General features: G+C 41.4%; 21 protein-coding genes and 2 tRNA genes. 12 read left to right on the top strand and 11 right to left on the bottom strand.

Annotation, left to right across the window (positions count from 1 at the left end):
- Window positions 1–168: 168 nt before the first annotated feature.
- A complete protein-coding gene (locus HM003_04565) occupies window positions 169–381 on the bottom strand; it encodes a hypothetical protein (GenBank protein ID MBX5328608.1) in 213 nt (70 codons plus the stop codon).
- A 177-nt stretch (window positions 382–558) separates the two neighbouring features.
- On the opposite strand from HM003_04565, the gene HM003_04560 reads away from it, so the two are divergent.
- Both HM003_04560 and HM003_04555 read left to right on the top strand, forming a co-directional pair.
- Window positions 559–768 carry a hypothetical protein gene (locus HM003_04560; GenBank protein ID MBX5328607.1) on the top strand — a complete coding sequence of 70 codons (210 nt, stop codon included), beginning with the start codon at window positions 559–561 and terminating at the stop codon, window positions 766–768.
- Window positions 769–774: 6 nt separating this feature from the next.
- Window positions 775–1,332 carry a hypothetical protein gene (locus tag HM003_04555; GenBank protein ID MBX5328606.1) on the top strand — a complete coding sequence of 186 codons (558 nt, stop codon included), beginning with the start codon at window positions 775–777 and terminating at the stop codon, window positions 1,330–1,332.
- A 12-nt stretch (window positions 1,333–1,344) separates the two neighbouring features.
- On the opposite strand, the gene HM003_04550 is transcribed toward HM003_04555, so the two are convergent.
- Window positions 1,345–1,911, bottom strand: a complete 567-nt coding sequence (locus HM003_04550) for a hypothetical protein (protein MBX5328605.1) — start codon at window positions 1,909–1,911, stop codon at window positions 1,345–1,347.
- Between the two features lie 757 nt (window positions 1,912–2,668).
- Here HM003_04550 and HM003_04545 point away from each other — a divergent pair.
- From HM003_04545 to HM003_04520, 6 genes are all read left to right on the top strand, one after another.
- Window positions 2,669–3,139 carry a hypothetical protein gene (locus tag HM003_04545; protein ID MBX5328604.1) on the top strand — a complete coding sequence of 157 codons (471 nt, stop codon included), beginning with the start codon at window positions 2,669–2,671 and terminating at the stop codon, window positions 3,137–3,139.
- 126 nt (window positions 3,140–3,265) lie between these two features.
- Complete coding sequence (locus tag HM003_04540; protein ID MBX5328603.1) at window positions 3,266–3,664, top strand: hypothetical protein; 399 nt, start codon at window positions 3,266–3,268, stop codon at window positions 3,662–3,664.
- Window positions 3,648–3,878 carry a hypothetical protein gene (locus HM003_04535; protein MBX5328602.1) on the top strand — a complete coding sequence of 77 codons (231 nt, stop codon included), beginning with the start codon at window positions 3,648–3,650 and terminating at the stop codon, window positions 3,876–3,878. The genes HM003_04540 and HM003_04535 overlap by 17 nt, the downstream gene beginning before the upstream one ends.
- Window positions 3,879–3,883: 5 nt before the next feature.
- Entirely contained in the window at window positions 3,884–4,201 is a 318-nt protein-coding gene (locus tag HM003_04530; GenBank protein MBX5328601.1) for a hypothetical protein, read from the top strand.
- A complete protein-coding gene (locus tag HM003_04525) occupies window positions 4,186–5,556 on the top strand; it encodes a hypothetical protein (protein ID MBX5328600.1) in 1,371 nt (456 codons plus the stop codon). Before HM003_04530 ends, HM003_04525 begins: the two co-directional genes overlap by 16 nt.
- On the top strand, window positions 5,553–6,995 hold the full coding sequence (locus tag HM003_04520; GenBank protein ID MBX5328599.1) for an ATP-binding cassette domain-containing protein: 1,443 nt from the start codon (window positions 5,553–5,555) through the stop codon (window positions 6,993–6,995). The genes HM003_04525 and HM003_04520 overlap by 4 nt, the downstream gene beginning before the upstream one ends.
- A gap of 23 nt (window positions 6,996–7,018) precedes the next feature.
- On the opposite strand, the gene HM003_04515 is transcribed toward HM003_04520, so the two are convergent.
- Together HM003_04515 and HM003_04510 are read right to left on the bottom strand one after the other, a co-directional pair.
- Complete coding sequence (locus HM003_04515) at window positions 7,019–8,524, bottom strand: hypothetical protein (protein MBX5328598.1); 1,506 nt, start codon at window positions 8,522–8,524, stop codon at window positions 7,019–7,021.
- Window positions 8,525–8,920: 396 nt separating this feature from the next.
- Window positions 8,921–9,649, bottom strand: coding sequence for a zinc ribbon domain-containing protein (locus tag HM003_04510; protein MBX5328597.1), 729 nt, complete (start codon window positions 9,647–9,649; stop codon window positions 8,921–8,923).
- A 161-nt stretch (window positions 9,650–9,810) separates the two neighbouring features.
- Between HM003_04510 and HM003_04505 the strand changes: the two genes are divergently transcribed.
- On the top strand, window positions 9,811–10,653 hold the full coding sequence (locus HM003_04505) for a transglutaminase domain-containing protein (GenBank protein MBX5328596.1): 843 nt from the start codon (window positions 9,811–9,813) through the stop codon (window positions 10,651–10,653).
- Window positions 10,654–10,752: 99 nt separating this feature from the next.
- On the opposite strand, the gene HM003_04500 is transcribed toward HM003_04505, so the two are convergent.
- A complete protein-coding gene (locus tag HM003_04500) occupies window positions 10,753–11,565 on the bottom strand; it encodes a DUF4037 domain-containing protein (GenBank protein ID MBX5328595.1) in 813 nt (270 codons plus the stop codon).
- Window positions 11,566–11,706: 141 nt separating this feature from the next.
- Between HM003_04500 and HM003_04495 the strand changes: the two genes are divergently transcribed.
- On the top strand, window positions 11,707–12,003 hold the full coding sequence (locus HM003_04495) for a hypothetical protein (GenBank protein MBX5328594.1): 297 nt from the start codon (window positions 11,707–11,709) through the stop codon (window positions 12,001–12,003).
- 12 nt (window positions 12,004–12,015) lie between these two features.
- On the opposite strand, the gene HM003_04490 is transcribed toward HM003_04495, so the two are convergent.
- The gene (locus HM003_04490) at window positions 12,016–12,306 is read right to left on the bottom strand and encodes a GYD domain-containing protein (GenBank protein ID MBX5328593.1); all 291 of its coding nucleotides are present in this window, start codon (window positions 12,304–12,306) and stop codon (window positions 12,016–12,018) included.
- Window positions 12,307–12,370: 64 nt separating this feature from the next.
- Complete coding sequence (locus HM003_04485; protein MBX5328592.1) at window positions 12,371–12,814, bottom strand: hypothetical protein; 444 nt, start codon at window positions 12,812–12,814, stop codon at window positions 12,371–12,373.
- 100 nt (window positions 12,815–12,914) lie between these two features.
- Between HM003_04485 and HM003_04480 the strand changes: the two genes are divergently transcribed.
- Window positions 12,915–13,079, top strand: a complete 165-nt coding sequence (locus HM003_04480; GenBank protein MBX5328591.1) for a hypothetical protein — start codon at window positions 12,915–12,917, stop codon at window positions 13,077–13,079.
- A gap of 26 nt (window positions 13,080–13,105) precedes the next feature.
- On the opposite strand, the gene HM003_04475 is transcribed toward HM003_04480, so the two are convergent.
- Window positions 13,106–13,492, bottom strand: coding sequence for an MscL family protein (locus HM003_04475; protein ID MBX5328590.1), 387 nt, complete (start codon window positions 13,490–13,492; stop codon window positions 13,106–13,108).
- Between the two features lie 108 nt (window positions 13,493–13,600).
- Window positions 13,601–13,686 (bottom strand) — tRNA-Ile (locus HM003_04470).
- A 93-nt stretch (window positions 13,687–13,779) separates the two neighbouring features.
- Between HM003_04470 and HM003_04465 the strand changes: the two genes are divergently transcribed.
- Window positions 13,780–13,858: transfer RNA gene (locus HM003_04465), tRNA-Arg, on the top strand.
- A 24-nt stretch (window positions 13,859–13,882) separates the two neighbouring features.
- Here the strand turns inward: HM003_04465 and HM003_04460 are convergent.
- Complete coding sequence (locus HM003_04460; protein ID MBX5328589.1) at window positions 13,883–14,428, bottom strand: hypothetical protein; 546 nt, start codon at window positions 14,426–14,428, stop codon at window positions 13,883–13,885.
- Window positions 14,429–14,433: 5 nt separating this feature from the next.
- Window positions 14,434–14,736, bottom strand: a complete 303-nt coding sequence (locus tag HM003_04455; protein ID MBX5328588.1) for a hypothetical protein — start codon at window positions 14,734–14,736, stop codon at window positions 14,434–14,436.
- Window positions 14,737–15,146: the final 410 nt, after the last annotated feature.

Here is a 15,146-nt window from a genome sequence, read left to right as displayed (position 1 = left end):
TTCGCGTTATGAAGTGTGGATTAGCGGTTGGTCTGTGGAATAGCGTTGTTTTTGGCTTCAGATTCTGAACTCGCGAGTTCAGCGTTTTCATTGTTGCTTGTTCAATAAAATGTTATGAATGTGTAGTCTTGATTTTGAATCTGAATGCGCAAGTAGAAATAATAGGGGTTATTGTGATGGTGGGGGCGGCGGCGTTTTGGCGTCTATGTGCTCGATTAGGAGGAGTATGCCGAAGATTATGAAGAGTGTGCCTACTATGAAGCGTAGTAGGGGTTCCCATGCGATTGCTAGGATGCCGAAGATTATGCAGAGAACTGCGAGGACTGGTTTGCTTATGCTTATGCCTATTTTTCTTAAGCCGTTGTCTAGGATTTCTGTCATTTTTTGTTTTCGCTCCGAGTTTGGATTGGGTTGACAGCGGATATTTAAGGGTGCGTGTGTAGGCGGTTTTGACATGTGCTATTGAAGGTAATGTTTTTTGAGTTTGTGGTGTGTTTAGCGGAATTGGTTTTTAAGGTGTTACGCATATAATTATTGTTTTAGAGTGGGTTGTCTGGCTTGGAGTCGCGTGAGGAGCGTTTGGAGCGGGTTGGGAGTTTGCCGCCTGATGTGAAGGTGAATATGGCGATGGATATGACTGAGTCAATGGTGCGTGTGTGTGCTGAAGGTATTAGGGCGCAGTATCCAGACATAACAGAGAAGGAGTTGATGGAGAAGCTTAGGGAAAGGTTGGAGTGGACGAAGCGATGGCGGAAGCGTGGGAGATGATGCATTTTGGAAGCGTATTATGATTTGGTTAGGCGTCTTCTGAAGGGTTTTGAGGGGGCTGGTGTGGATTATGTGTTTACTGGGGCTTTGGCTGCGAGTTATTATGGTGCTCCACGGACGACGGTGGATGTTGATGTTGTTGTTGCGGTTGCTGAAGCTAAGCAGAAGGCTAGGCTTGTTGAGGCTTTAGGGAGGGCTGGGTTGGTTGTGGATGAGAGGGTGATTGATAGGGCGTTGGAGTCTGGCTATAGGATTGCCACGTTTAAGGATAGTAGAACGGCGTATAGTGTTGATGTGATTTTTTCGGAGGGGAAGCTTGAGAAGAGGGCTGGAACGGTTGCGGGATTGCAATGCTTTTATCAAACGCCCGAAGAACTGATTCTGGCGAAGCTGAGGATGATTAAGGCAACAAAACCACGAGAAAGAGCAGTGAAGGACGAGGAAGACATAAAGGCAATACTAAAATTCACAAAAGTAGACGTTGAGGCTATAAAAAGAGAAGCTAGAAAAGATAACACTCTCGAAATATTCAAAAACTTGACAGCAACAGAAGATGATTTGTAGATTCTACGGTGATTAATTTTCTTTTTTCGTTCTCATTGAGTCAATGTCGTGTATTAAGTAAGCCATGCCTAATCCTATTATGAGTCCTTCGTAGTGGATGAGAAAGTTGATTGCCATGTTTCCTTGAATGAACTGTGCTGGGAATAGACTCAAGCTGAAGAATAATATTAGTAGGTATAGGTTAAGTGGAAGCATGTTTACAACTACGGGGTGTCCTTTTTTCTCGATTAACTCGTTTTTGGCTTTCAAATCTATGCTTTTCATTGTTTTGTAGGTGGTCCACACGAAATAAACAATGATGAAGAACATTATTGCTATTGTGATTTCTGCGAATGTGAAGTAGGTGATAATGAATAGGAGAGCGACAAAAGTCACAGAGGATGCGTAAGCGTAAAGAGAATTAACTTTGAGCGTTTTATGCAGAAATAACACGTAAGCAAAAATCAACGCTCCAACGAATGATGAAACTACCCCAGAAAATCCGTAACCTCTAACAGAGCCGAACCAGAGGAAATGGTTCACTGGAACCCAAATCAAAGAAATTAAGAAAGGTACTAGTAAGCAGTTGACAAGGAACACTTTGTAGAAAAGCCTCTTTTCATTTAAAGCAAAGAGAAAAAAATAGAGCAGAAATGTTACAAATAAATAAATAATAACATTGGACATTAAATGACTAAACTCTTCATGCACAAAATGAGTTGTAAAAACATCATAGAAATTTGAATAATACCTATGTAGAATTAGCAGTTCCTTAATATTAGTGGGTAAATAAAAAACAAAGAAAAGAATTACAGGAATTAAGAAAATTGTGAACAATCCCGTTAAATTATGACTTGTCAATCTTCGGAACACATTTCATAACCCTTTACTTTGAAATATTTGTCTGAGTAAATAAGGTTAAAGAGGGATAAGTAACTTGAGATTTTCGAAATCTGTACATGTGATACTTGATAAAAGATTGTATAATCGAAGAATGATTTCTTTTAGTTTGCCCATCATGGCGCTAGCCTTTATCATTAATTCGATTATCCTTCTCATGTTTAATCTTCAGTTATTGATAATCTACGCGATATTATTTCTCTTACTTGTCTTGTTATCAGCTTTACCTGCAAAGAATGTTAGGAGAGAATTCCATACAATTGAACTTTGGTTATCTCCGCTATTTTTGATAACGAGCGTCGTCGCGGAAGCTTTTACCCTTGTGATTTTCTTTAAAGGCTTAATCGATTTTCTTGAATATTGCTTGCTATTTTCTATCTCTAACATCGCAGTTGTGATATCTGTTTTGCACGTCATAATTTCAAGTCAGCGAATGTCTCTTCGCGGAAGTGCAGGTTTGACTGACAATTTTTTCATAAGACAAAAAGAAATTTGGAAAAATGAGCTCAAAGAGTTCCAGAATGCAGATAAAATAATTGAATGTTTAGATGATGGAAGATTCATTGCAAGTTTATTTGATGAGGGGCTATTCAATTTGACAATTCTTTGGTCCTGTAACATCATGGAGAAAGTTATTGATGCCATTGTAAATGAGATAATTGCGCGGAACCCTGAAAAAAGAGGGCTATTCAGAACTGAAGAGGGACGGCCACGAAATTATCCACGCCAATTAGAGAACCTTGGATATAAATACTCGGCAGTAAATAAGCTATTTGATGTGGATACGTTGTGGAATAAGATACGAAATAACATTGCACATCATAACTATAAGCCAACATTTGATGAAACCTATGAAACACTTAACATCTTGGTTTCATTCACAAGGGAAATGCCTAAAATGCTGAAATCTTGGTTAAACTTAAAATGACAAAAATTGTTGGAAATAGATGCAAGCTTTCACCTTCCAACATTCGCAATTTACAAATTAGTGAATTTCTGAATTTCGCTCTTCCTTATATTTGCTATTCGTGCTGTTTTCTTTTGATGATAAGCCATGAAGGAGGTTGTTAAGCAAGTTAAAGGTTTAAGCCTTGGCGACCTAGTCAAGGTTGACTGGTTCGACGCTAGCATAGGCAAAAGCCTAAGCGGCGGCTTAAGCGGTATTGATGTTCCCGTTCAAAGCTGGGGCATTTTCCTCGGCGTTTTAGGTGAAAAGAATCGGCATATTATTCTTGCTCAGAACAGTTTTCGCTATGCTGACGGAGTTTACGACATTGATTATACGGCTGTTCCAGTCGCTTGGGCTTCTAACGTCACCGCTATAGCCAAAGCGCATGTTCCACCAGAAGATGCTAAGCAACTCTTAAACAGCTTCTTGGTCGGCGGAAAACGCACCAGTGGCGCAAAACGCATAAAACAACAAAAGATGGTAAACCATGAAAGACCCAATTAAAAAAGCCCTAACAAGACGAATACGCCAACAAGAAACCCCACCAGACCCACGCTTGGTCCTCGGCGTAAAACTCACAATCGCCATGACCATAAGCCTAACCACACTAGAAATCACACACCTAATCGCACTAAAACAATGGAACAGCGAAATCTTCTCCGCAATCACAGGCTTAACAGGCACACTAACCGGCATATTCATAACACAAAAAACGTGAACCACATGACAGAACCACCACTTCAACCTATAAATAAGGGGGGACTAGACCAAACAGAGAACAAAACCCGAACCGCAAAAGAACTAATCCAAACAGAATGGCAAATCATAGACAAACTCCAAAACCTCGCACAAAACGCAAAATACGACAAACAAAAAGCCTTCTACTACCAAACCCTCGCAAGCCACATCCGCACACTCTCAACACTACTAAAACTCCACACACAACCAAACCAAACCCAAGACCTCGCAACACTCCTAAGCCAAATCCAAACCCAAGCAAACACACTCGCAAAAAGGCTCAAAAAATGCAAGACACACTAACAAAACTAAAACAAAACCCAACACTCTTCGCACAAACACTCCTAAACTTCAAACCCTTCCCATACCAACAACAACTCCTAAACGACCCATCCAAACGCATCATCGCCTGCATGGCAAGACAAACAGGCAAAACCACAACCATCGCAACAAAAGCAATACACTACGCATACACAAACCCAAACACAACAACACTCATAATCTCTCCATCACTCCGCCAAAGCATAATAATGTTCGACAAAATCCTCAACTTCATCACAAACAACCCACTACTCAACCAAAGCGTAACCCGCAAAACACGAACTCTAATCCAACTAACAAACAAAAGCCAAATAATCGCACTACCATGCAGCGAACACCAACTCCGCGGATACACCGCACATCTAACAATCTGCGACGAAGCCGCATTCACACCCGAACACATAATAACAGAAATAATCCTCCCAATGCTCAGCACAACAAACGGAACCGCAATCCTCCTAAGCACACCATGGGACAAAAACCACTTCTTCCACCAAGCCTTCCTAAACCCAAACTACACCACATACAAAATCAAATCAGAACAAAACCCACTAATCCCAAAACAATTCCTCCAAGAAATGCAACAAAACATGACAAAAGAAGCCTACAAACGCGAATACGAAGCCGAATTCACAGAAACCCAAAACACATACTTCCCACAAGAACTAATCCGCAAATGCGTAGAACACGCACAAAAAATCAACCTAGAACCCTACACAAACCTCGAACAACCAACACAACAAGGCAACTATTACGCAGGAATAGACCTCGGCAAACTCCAAAGCCACACCGCAATAGCAATAACCCAAAAACAAGAAAACGACACAATCAAACTTGTCTACACACACGAATTCCCACTCGAAACACCCTACACACAAATAATCCAACATCTAAAACACGCACAACAAAAACTCAACATCCAAAAAACCCTCATAGACCAAACAGGCATCGGCGAACCAATCCTCGAAGAAATCCAAAACCAAAACATACCAAACACTCAAGGCATAAAATTCACAAACGAAACCAAAACCCAACTCCTAACGCATCTAAAACTCCTAATGGAACAACAAAAACTCGCAATCCCATACAACAAAAAACTCCTCCAACAAATAAACAACCAACAATACGCATACACAAAAACCGGAAAACTCCAATTCACACACCCGCCCAACACAAACGACGACCTCCTCTGGGCACTAGCACTCGCATGCTACGCCACAAAAACAGAACCAACACCCAAATTCTGGGTCATCGCAAAAATGAGCAAAGGCAAACACAAACTAAAACAACTAAGAAAAAAACTTCTAAAACACCAAACCACAGGCACAACAAGATGACAAGAAAACAGGAATATTTTAAAATAACAAAAGTGGCAAAGCGCTACGACAAAAAAACAGGCACGTTCACCTTCAACATCACCTACGAAACAGCCACACAACTAACACCACGCACACTTAACGTCGCAGAAACCTTCGGCTTAGGCATAGACAAAACCCAAAAATTCCCAATCTACGACAACGTTGAATTAAAAATAAGCCCAAAAGACATTGTCTACATAACAGGCGACAGCGGCTCAGGAAAAAGCGTCCTATTAAAAGCCATAAAACACGACTTAAGCAAAGAAGCAGCAGACATGCAAAACATAAAGCCAAACCCAAACAAGCCAATAATCGACACAGTCGGCAAAAACTTCAACGAAGCACTTGAACTGTTAAGCAAAGCGGGATTAAACGACGCTTTCCTATTCGTTAGGCGTTTTCGAGAACTAAGCGACGGACAAAAATATCGCTACCGAATCGCGAAATTAATGGAAAGCCGTAAGCAATGGTGGATCTGCGACGAGTTTTGCAGCGTGTTGGACCGTGACACGGCGAAAATTGTGGCTTTTAATTTGCAAAAGGTGGCGAGGCAGATGGGTAAGGCGGTTGTGGTGGCGACGACTCATGGGGATTTGTTTGAGGATTTGAGGCCTAGTGTGCATGTTCATAAGCGGTTTGGTAGGGAAATCAGCGTGGAGTATTATGTGAATGAGGCTACAGGGGAGTGTAGTTTGATGAGGGAGATGCGGGTTGAGGAGGGGTGTTTTGCTGATTATAAGTGTTTGAGTGGTTTTCATTATCGTTCTGGTCGTTGTCCGCCTCCGAGGAAGGTTTTTGTTTTGAGGCGTGGTGATGAGTTGTGTGGGGTTATTGTTTATAGTTTTGCGTCGCCTTTGGCGTTTGGCAGAAGTAGGGTTTGGAAAGGAGATTTTGGTGATTTGCAGAGGGATTTTAGTGTTATTAGTCGTGTGGTTGTGCATCCGAAGTATCGGTCGATTGGTTTGGGTGTTAGGCTTGTGCGGGAGACTTTGCCTTTGGCGGGTACGCGTTTTGTTGAGTTGGTTGCGGTTATGGCTAGGTATAATCCTTTTGCGGAGAGGGCTGGGATGCGGAGGGTGGCTGTGCAGTTGCCTTGTAAGCAGGCGTTGAGGGTTGTGGAGGTTTTGGAGAGGTTGGGGTTTTGTAGGGATTTGTTGGGTTGTGAGGGTTATTTGCTTGGTAAGTTGGCGTGTTTGAGTGGGGAGGATTTGGAGAAGATTAGGGATGCGTTTGTTAGGAATGTTCATCCTCGGTTTATGCGGTGTTTTGGTGGGCGTTGTGTTTTTGGGGATAAGAGTGTGTATGTTGAGGGGGTGAGATGTGCGGGTGTTGAGAAGCTTGTGAAGTTGATTAGGGTTTGTGGGGTTTTGTTGCAGGTGAAGGTTTATTTGTTTTGGGATAAGTTTGGTGAATTGTAAAAGAAAAGGGGTTGTGGAAGGTTTTAGGTTGGTTTTGTTGGTGGTTGTGTTGTTTGTGTGGTTTGGGCGTGTTTTTTTCGGCGTATGATTATGATTGCGGTTGCTGTGGTTGCGATTATTAGTGTGGTTAGGATTATGATGGTTGTCCAGTTTGGTGGTGTTGCGGTTGTTGCGGATGGTGTTAGGTAGATGGTGAATGTTGGGTCGTGTTCTATTTTGTATCCGCTGTATGTTGGGTATGCGGTTACGTAGAAGTAGTTGGCTTTTGTCATGTTTGTGATTGTGTCTTTGGCTTTGTTGAATAGTTGTGGGTTCATGTTGTATGTGACGAAGGGTAGGAATTTCATTAAGCCTATGTGGTATGTGAATAGGCCTGTGTTGTTTGCGAAGCTGTTGATTTTGGCGGTTCGGGTTGTGGAGTCGTATGTGTCGTATTGGGTTTCTGTTGGGTCTGCTGTGTAGTTGTAGAGTTTGTAGGTTTGTTTTGTTCCGAATGCTACGTCGAAGATTTTTTCGCCGTCGTCTGTGTATGTTGTGATTGATGAGCTGCTGATGTCTTTTTCGTTGTCTGTTACGTTTTCGCCTGTGGTGGTTTGGCTGTATGTGTTGCGGTCAAGTAGGACTGAGGTTTGGAAGTTTACGATGCTCATTTTGATTTGGTTTTCTTGTAGGAATTGGTAGATTGTTGGGCTGTTTGGGACTAGGTTGCCGAGGAGGTATGTTCCTGTGTTGTTGAGGTATAGCCAGAGTGGTGCTGTGAAGAGTAGTAGGTGGTTCATTTTGCCTATGATGTGGTTTTCTGTTAGGGTTGCTGTTTTGGTTGTTGGGTTTATGGTTAGGTTGTATGTGAATGTTAGTTCGTCGTATACTGTTATGGCTGTTGGCCAGTTTTGTTGGTAGTGTGGGTCGTTTGGGTTTATCCATGTTTGCCACCAGTAGGCTGTGAGGTTTGTGTATCGCATTCCCCATGTCCATTGGAGTTTGTCTGGTGTGCTTGTTAGTGGGATGGTTTCTGTTTTGCTGTTGAGGATTGGGAGTGTTGCGCCTAGTGTGATTAGGTCGAAGCCCATGCTGAATGATGCCCATAGTGTGTCGTTCATGTCTGGTGAGTTGGGGTGGATTGAGTCTGCGGTTTCATTGAATGCGAGGAGCATTAGGAAGGTGGATGCCATTATTACGTCGCGTGTTTTGTTTTCTGTTTTGTAGTGCATTATGAAGCTTTGCATGGGTATGGTGAAGTATGCGTTTAAGCCGAAGGTTAGGTTGATTAGTCCTGCGTATAGCATGTGTAGTCCGCTTGTGTTTACGTAGGTCATGTATAGGTTTGCGTGCCAGTAGTAGGGTATGTTTTCTGGGATTCCGTGTGCGGTTGCGAATGCTCTTGCGTATTCGAAGAAGTCGATTGTTTTTTGGAAGCTTTCTTGCGTGAAGTCTGTGGCGAGTAGTTGGTCTGTTGGGAATGCTGGTGTTAGGATGCTGGTTAAGGTTATGCAGATTAACATTAAGCCTAATAGGTACTTGATTTTCATAATGTTTCCTTCTTTTATGGTTGGTTTTTGGCTATGGTGAGAAAGCAAACGGCTATTAAAAAATTCTGAACCCACAATACGAATCAAAACAAACTAAAGCACACTCGCAAAAACTATACCCCTCCCTTATAAATAGATAGAACCCAAAATTCTATAGATGCTTATCCTCGAATAGGAGATTTCCAGTAGCAATACAAATAAACTTCTCTAATCCTCTTATACGAGATGCGCACTCCTCAGCCTTCTGCAGTGACTAGACTAGCCTTATGAATATGATTGACCTTTAGTTCTGGTATGTTTAACATGTCCGTGCGAAAAACCCAAAAGTAACAGACTTTAATTTAGAAAGTTTTTCATGTTGATTATACCGTTCCTATAGCATAGTTAGAGTTCTGGTTAATTATTTTTTATCCTTTTAAAGGGTGGTCTCATAGGCAAAACCGTTAAAGCAAGGGTCAGAAGTATCACCGCTATGATGGTGCATAATAAAGGTCCAAACAAAAGCCCAAAAGTAGCATAAGTATCCGTCGGTAAAAATTTAGAATTTTGGGCAATATTCGCCATTGAAATAAAGATAGACCCTAATAAAAAAACAAATATGCTGACCGTAATAAACGATAGTGCATGCTTTCTAACATCCATAAACTCAAAAGATTTCATGTTTTCGTCGGCTTCATCAGGTTTCTCAAGTATCTGTTTGTAAAGGACATTTTGCTGGTTCATAATCGACAAGAATAATTGAGCGAACACGATTCCCACAAAACCCAAAGGAATCCCATCCACGTTAATCACATTATTTAGCAAATCATTCGCACTTGATATAGTTACATAATCAGGGAAAAGTCTGATAACAAAAAATAATATTAAGAAAATAGCAATAACTACAAAAAGGGAAATAGCAAAACTAACAAGAAAATTGCGAGCTAATTCTTTGCGATTTATAGCTTTCAATTGATATGAAACGTTTTCAGAGAGTCCTATTGTGTCTCTAACGGTTACTTCTATTCTTTTGCCAACTTTGTTTAGATTCTTTCCACATATAGGACATAAGGTATCTGTTGGCTTGATTTGTCTACCACAACTTTGACAGTAATACTTTCTCTCTACAACCTTCTTTTCACTCATGTGTAAACCTCTAGTTTATCCTTTGTTCTTATGTCAATATAAGATTTCTCTCTAGTTGAACTCATTATCTCCATGTAGTAGTTTTTTACGATTCAACTAAAACTAATATTCTAATAAATAATTAATATATCTGTGAGAATATGCAAAAGTCTAAACTAAAATTGAACTTAGTGAAACAGCTTTACACGATTGCCTTAGTCACTATTTTTGGTTTATTTGTTATCTGGGGATTAGGCATATCTGGTTTATGGATGTCTATTTGGGGATGGTTAGTCAGTTTTCTTCTTGCGTTTATGCTGTTAATGTGGAGTTATTACTTTTTGAGTAAACGGGTTTTTAAGATATTACGTGTCTATGTTTTGATTGCCTTTTTGGCAGCGACACCAGTCTTTGCTGTTTCTCAGATTACAAAATACCAAAGTATAGCGCAAACTCTTACCTCGTCGGAAAAAATAAACTATTTCAGGAATGTACTTGGAAGAAGCTACAATTATACTGAATTAATTCAATGGGAGAATTTAATGCTTAGTTGGAACAACTCATCGAGTATGATAGCATATACTGACCCTATAGAAATCTACAATTACGGCCAAGCTCGCTGTGCTGGATATGCTATCTTATATGCGGAATTATGCATTTCCCAAGGATATCAGTGTAGAATTGTAGTCAATATTTTTGGTGACCACGTATGGAATGAAGTCAAAATTGACGGTGAATGGATTCGCGTTGATGCTTCTCCTACCGGGGCACCAATGAACGAGAATATTGGTTATCCATTATTTTATGAAGAAAAGTGGCATGCTCCGCCAATACTTGCTTTAGCATTTGAGGGTTCATCAATAGTGGACGTGACGAGCACATACAGAAGTGATCACTGGAGCTTGTTATCAGCATCAACGATTATATTTGTTCTTATGGGTGTTTGGTTTGCAGTTTGCATCCATATTATCTGGAAGAAACTACTTTCCATGCCTCGCTTCTCAAGTTCAATTATAAAGCGGTAAAGCAATTCGTGAAGCTCATATTGTCTTTCGTCTTTGACGTATCTAGTAAGCAGCGAAACTAAATCCTTATCTTTTCTGATTAGGAGACATATTTGTTTGTCATAGTATCTTTTCGACGTAGTATTTGGAGAGTTGTTCTTTTTCCAGTCCTGTAACTTCTTTTATTTTAGGATACGTGTTGTTCCACAGTTTCCGTATAGCTTCTAGTCTTCTATTAAACTCCTTAACTGATAGACTTCTAACTGTCATGGCTTCTTTAACAAGCTTCTCGTAGTCTTTTGGTAGCCATTTCAGATTGTATGCGTAATGTATTCTCCATTTTGGCGGTGCCAGAAACTCCTTATTCAATGCGTACACTAGCCTAATCAGCAGTTCCAAAGCATAATCTAAACAATAATGCGCACTCGCCAAATCGCCTCTTTCAATCCAAGACTCAGCAACCGTGCCAACACCTTCTTCTGTCGGACAAGCATACCACCGGAGATACTCCGCACAAACCACAATGCGCTTAGTCCACAAATCCTTCGGCAAACGCAATTTATCTTCAAAAACCCGCTTAACCTCACCTTTCGGGTCATAAACAATCTCCGCCCGAGAAAACTCCCACCTGTCCGCTTCATCCCACCGCCAACGCCTAAAATCCCTAAGCACATGAACCATAACGTCAGTTTCAACACCAAAACGCTGCTCCACCTCAGAAACAACCCCACGAACACGCCTAACCAAACCCTCTTCCGCATCACCCAAAAACACAGTAACATCCAAATCAGAAAACCGGTCCACAAACCCCCTAACCAAACCACCAAGAAAAACCACTCCAACCACACCATCAAAAGAAGATATCTTAGAAACAAGTTGTTCAGCGGCTTTCTTAAAAACTTCAATACGATTCTCTCCCTTCAACCCAACCATAACACTCACCACCGCCCATACCACAGTCCTTCACACTTCCTAAAAGTTTAACTCCGCTACCGATTCAGAATTCATAAAGCCTTTCTCACACCCGCCAAAATAACATAAACCCAAGCTTAACATGTTAGGCGCGTTCCAAATTTGAGTATTCCAAACATGAAAGTAGAATCGCTCATCCTCGCATCCGTAGCCATATGCCTATTCCTAACCTTCTACTTCTCATACCTCTCATTCCAAACCACAGAAGACCAAATCAAAAAACAATTCACACTCCTAGCCACCTTCAGCCTAATCGCCGGCATGGTACTACTCGCATCAATAGCAATCTACATAATAATAAAAAAAGCCTTCACACACGTAGAAGACCAACTAATAATCAGCCAAGAAACAGCCCAATACTACGAAGAAGAACAACAAGAAAAAGAAAGGGAAAACTAAGCCTTTTAGCCCTTAACGCTTTTTCAAAGAAGCAATAAACCCATCAATCGGAACAGCAGCCATACTCACAATCTTAATAGTCCCACGCGAACCCAACTCAAGCGAAACCCTAGCAACCGTCTCATTATCAGGCGCCTCCACAACATTCACAAAATCATACGGACCCAAAACCGCATACTGACTAACCACACGAACACCAAACGCCTCAAGCTCCCTATTAACCTCCTTAATCCTCTCCGGCTTTTCCCTAACAGTCTTCCAACCCTCATCCGTCAAATTCGACAACAAAACATAATACGGCATACACACTCACCAAAACACAATTATACGCTCAATCCACATTTCAGCCTTTCGCTACACGCAGCATTTACCCTCTCCGCCGCCCCCGCTTCTCAAAAGCCTCCCTCTGCCTCAACCACTCCCCATGCCTCTCCAACAAACCCCTAATCTGCTGCTCCAAAAAATCATTCACACTCAAAAAAGGCAAATCCAAATCCCTAATCGCCTGCTGCAACCGCTCAAACTCACCCTTCGAAACCTCAAAATACTCACACTCACCCTTCAAAAACCGCAACCGCCAACGCACAGCATCACGAATAAACTCCTCACGCGTAGTAAAACCCAAACCCCTATTCTCATCAATAAACCCCTCAACCTCACCAAGCAACTCAGCCGGCAAAATCACAGACTGCGACAACAAACTCTCAATCGCATCCGTATAAGTCTGCATACGCATAGTCTGCGCAGTTAACTCACCCAACAAAGCCGTAAGCTTCTGATGCGCATCATCCGAAACCCGCAAAGTCTTCACACATAAACGCCCCCACAACACAAACAAGTATGATTTGTGCAATAAAACTAATAAAGCTTTTCGGTATACTAAATATACAGAATACAAGGAGAACACAAAAATGAAACACCACGTAGGACTAACATTAGACTCACAACTCCTCAAACAAATCGAAACCCTACGCGGAAGAGAAAAACGCAGCACATTCATCGAACACCTCATACGCATAGGACTAAAACACTACACCACAGACCCACAGAAACACACCTACCAAACAACAAAATAAAAAAAGAACACAGAACTTTTAGCCCTTTACTCTATACCCCACTTCTTAGTAACCTTCACAATCAAAAAGATAACGAAAGCCACAATAACGAAAGTTATTATTGCCACAATGAAATTTCCAATCCCAAACAATTGCCCCGTCCAAGTCGGATCAATCGGAGTTCCTTCAGCATTCAAAGCCGTCGGCGGAACCGCAATCTTAAAAGTAGACAGATTTCCAAGACCAGGTATCGCCAAGCCTATAAGCGGCATCAACAAGTCCTTAACAAGCGACTGAATAACCTGCCCAACATAAACACCCATAATAAAAGCCACAGCAAGACCCAACACCTTATACTTAGAAATGAAATCCACAAACTCATTCCACAAACCCTTCTTCGGCGGCGGCGCAGCCGGCGCAGGCTTAGGCTCCAACAACTTCCTAATCTGCCGCAACTCCTCCAAAATCTCATCATCCTTAACCAAAACAACCACCAAACAATCCCTATCCACTCATATAAATATAAGACTTTTCACCAAAAATGGGCCGGGAGAGATTTGAACTCTCGACCTTTCGGTTTCTGCACGCTTATCAGCCGAACGCTCCAGCCAAGCTGAGCTACCGGCCCGCAACACCAACAGCACAAAACTAATTATCACCAGCCATTTTTAAGGATTTTCAGAAGTCTTTTAATTATTCACCGCCTAATTCTCTTTCACAAGGGCCCGTAGCCCAGCACGGATAAAGGCGTCGGCCTTCGGAGCCGGAGAACGTGGGTTCAAATCCCACCGGGCCCGCCACCTTTTGGGTTCAGAATAAAAATGTCAACCTTTCGGAATTTCTCGTTTGCGAATTATTTTTCTTGCAGCATCAAGGATTTCCACAGCTTGTTCTTTCTTTAGTTTATGTCTTTTTTCACCTAACTCTTTTATGGCTGATTTTATATCGGAGATTTCAATGTAGCCCATGCTTAGGCTTTCTAACAGCACAGTCCAAGTGTTCCATGTTTTAAGACCAAACATTCGTGCAAGATTTGAAAGAGTCTTCTCGTCAACTAAAATTTCGGCTTTTCTCTCTCTTGCCAACATGAGCGTCTCCGCATCCGTTAGCGATATGTTTTCATCTTCAGCCAGCCTTTTAGAAGCCGAAGTCAAACGTTCTGGAAATTCCTCAACCTTAATCCACCCTTCTTCTATGGCTTTTCCAATGATTTGAGCGTCGGGGTGACTGAGTTTGATGCCTTCGTCAACGGCTTCCCGCTTCACGTTTGGGGTAATTATTACTTGTTTGAACAGTTTTTTGAGAAGATGTAGCTTTTTTATTTGGGCTAAATGGATAAGTGGACCAGCGTCAGAAACCACCGTGGGCAAAGGGCTTAATCTCCATACTTCGCCTTCAAATATTCCCGTATACTTTCCGCATCCCAGTTGACCGGAACTCCTTCCCGCTCCAAAATCTCAAGAAACTCCCGCAAGGAAACCCCCAAAATTTCAGCCGCGCGCCCAGCCGTCACTTTTTCCTTCCTATAAAGGTCAACAACTCTTCTGCGCAATCCATCTTCAATAAACTCCTTGATTAGCGTGGAACGGTCAACATCCTCAATAACCCTTAAGGCTTCAACCCTTTCCAAATCACGCTTGGACAGGCGAACAGTAACCACAGCGCTTTTCTCAGTCATGCTTATCCCCAGAATACAGAGAATACAATGTAATACATAAGGCTTATGCATAAAACAACCCAACGTTAAAAAAGTAATCGACTAAACAAGAGCAAATTTTAGAAATTCAGAATATCATATTGACACAATGAACCTTAACATTTGATGGCTTGCCCCAAAGAACATATTTACGCTTGATGGATAACATGGTTTTAGTTTTCAGACGGTTCACAAAATTGAAATACTTATATATAATTTCAATCATATGAAATTCTATGAAAAAGCAAATGAAAGAATACACGCTTAACAAACAAGAAGTTAAAATATTAAAAGAGATTGCTAAGGGAAACAACACTATCTATACATTAAAAAAGTCTCTGATGATAAAACCAAACCTTCTATCTTATCACCTAAAAAAAACTTCTTCAGAA

This window comes from Candidatus Bathyarchaeota archaeon A05DMB-5 (assembly GCA_019685655.1).
Lineage (GTDB): Archaea > Thermoproteota > Bathyarchaeia > Bathyarchaeales > Bathycorpusculaceae > DSLH01.
The sequence above is the reverse complement of the archived record's forward strand: the minus strand, read 5'-3'. Positions and strand labels throughout refer to the sequence as shown.

Excerpts from the sequence above, each read along its gene's own strand:
- HM003_04510 (MBX5328597.1), bottom strand. The coding sequence starts at position 9,649 with ATGAGTGAAAAGAAGGTTGTAGAGAGAAAGTATTACTGTCAAAGTTGT.
- HM003_04500 (MBX5328595.1), bottom strand. The coding sequence starts at position 11,565 with ATGGTTGGGTTGAAGGGAGAGAATCGTATTGAAGTTTTTAAGAAAGCC.
- HM003_04535 (MBX5328602.1), top strand. The coding sequence starts at position 3,648 with ATGAAAGACCCAATTAAAAAAGCCCTAACAAGACGAATACGCCAACAA.
- HM003_04525 (MBX5328600.1), top strand. The coding sequence starts at position 4,186 with ATGCAAGACACACTAACAAAACTAAAACAAAACCCAACACTCTTCGCA.
- HM003_04520 (MBX5328599.1), top strand. The coding sequence starts at position 5,553 with ATGACAAGAAAACAGGAATATTTTAAAATAACAAAAGTGGCAAAGCGC.
- HM003_04490 (MBX5328593.1), bottom strand. The coding sequence starts at position 12,306 with ATGCCGTATTATGTTTTGTTGTCGAATTTGACGGATGAGGGTTGGAAG.
- HM003_04540 (MBX5328603.1), top strand. The coding sequence starts at position 3,266 with ATGAAGGAGGTTGTTAAGCAAGTTAAAGGTTTAAGCCTTGGCGACCTA.
- HM003_04480 (MBX5328591.1), top strand. The coding sequence starts at position 12,915 with ATGAAACACCACGTAGGACTAACATTAGACTCACAACTCCTCAAACAA.
- HM003_04565 (MBX5328608.1), bottom strand. The coding sequence starts at position 381 with ATGACAGAAATCCTAGACAACGGCTTAAGAAAAATAGGCATAAGCATA.
- HM003_04530 (MBX5328601.1), top strand. The coding sequence starts at position 3,884 with ATGACAGAACCACCACTTCAACCTATAAATAAGGGGGGACTAGACCAA.
- HM003_04515 (MBX5328598.1), bottom strand. The coding sequence starts at position 8,524 with ATGAAAATCAAGTACCTATTAGGCTTAATGTTAATCTGCATAACCTTA.
- HM003_04455 (MBX5328588.1), bottom strand. The coding sequence starts at position 14,736 with ATGACTGAGAAAAGCGCTGTGGTTACTGTTCGCCTGTCCAAGCGTGAT.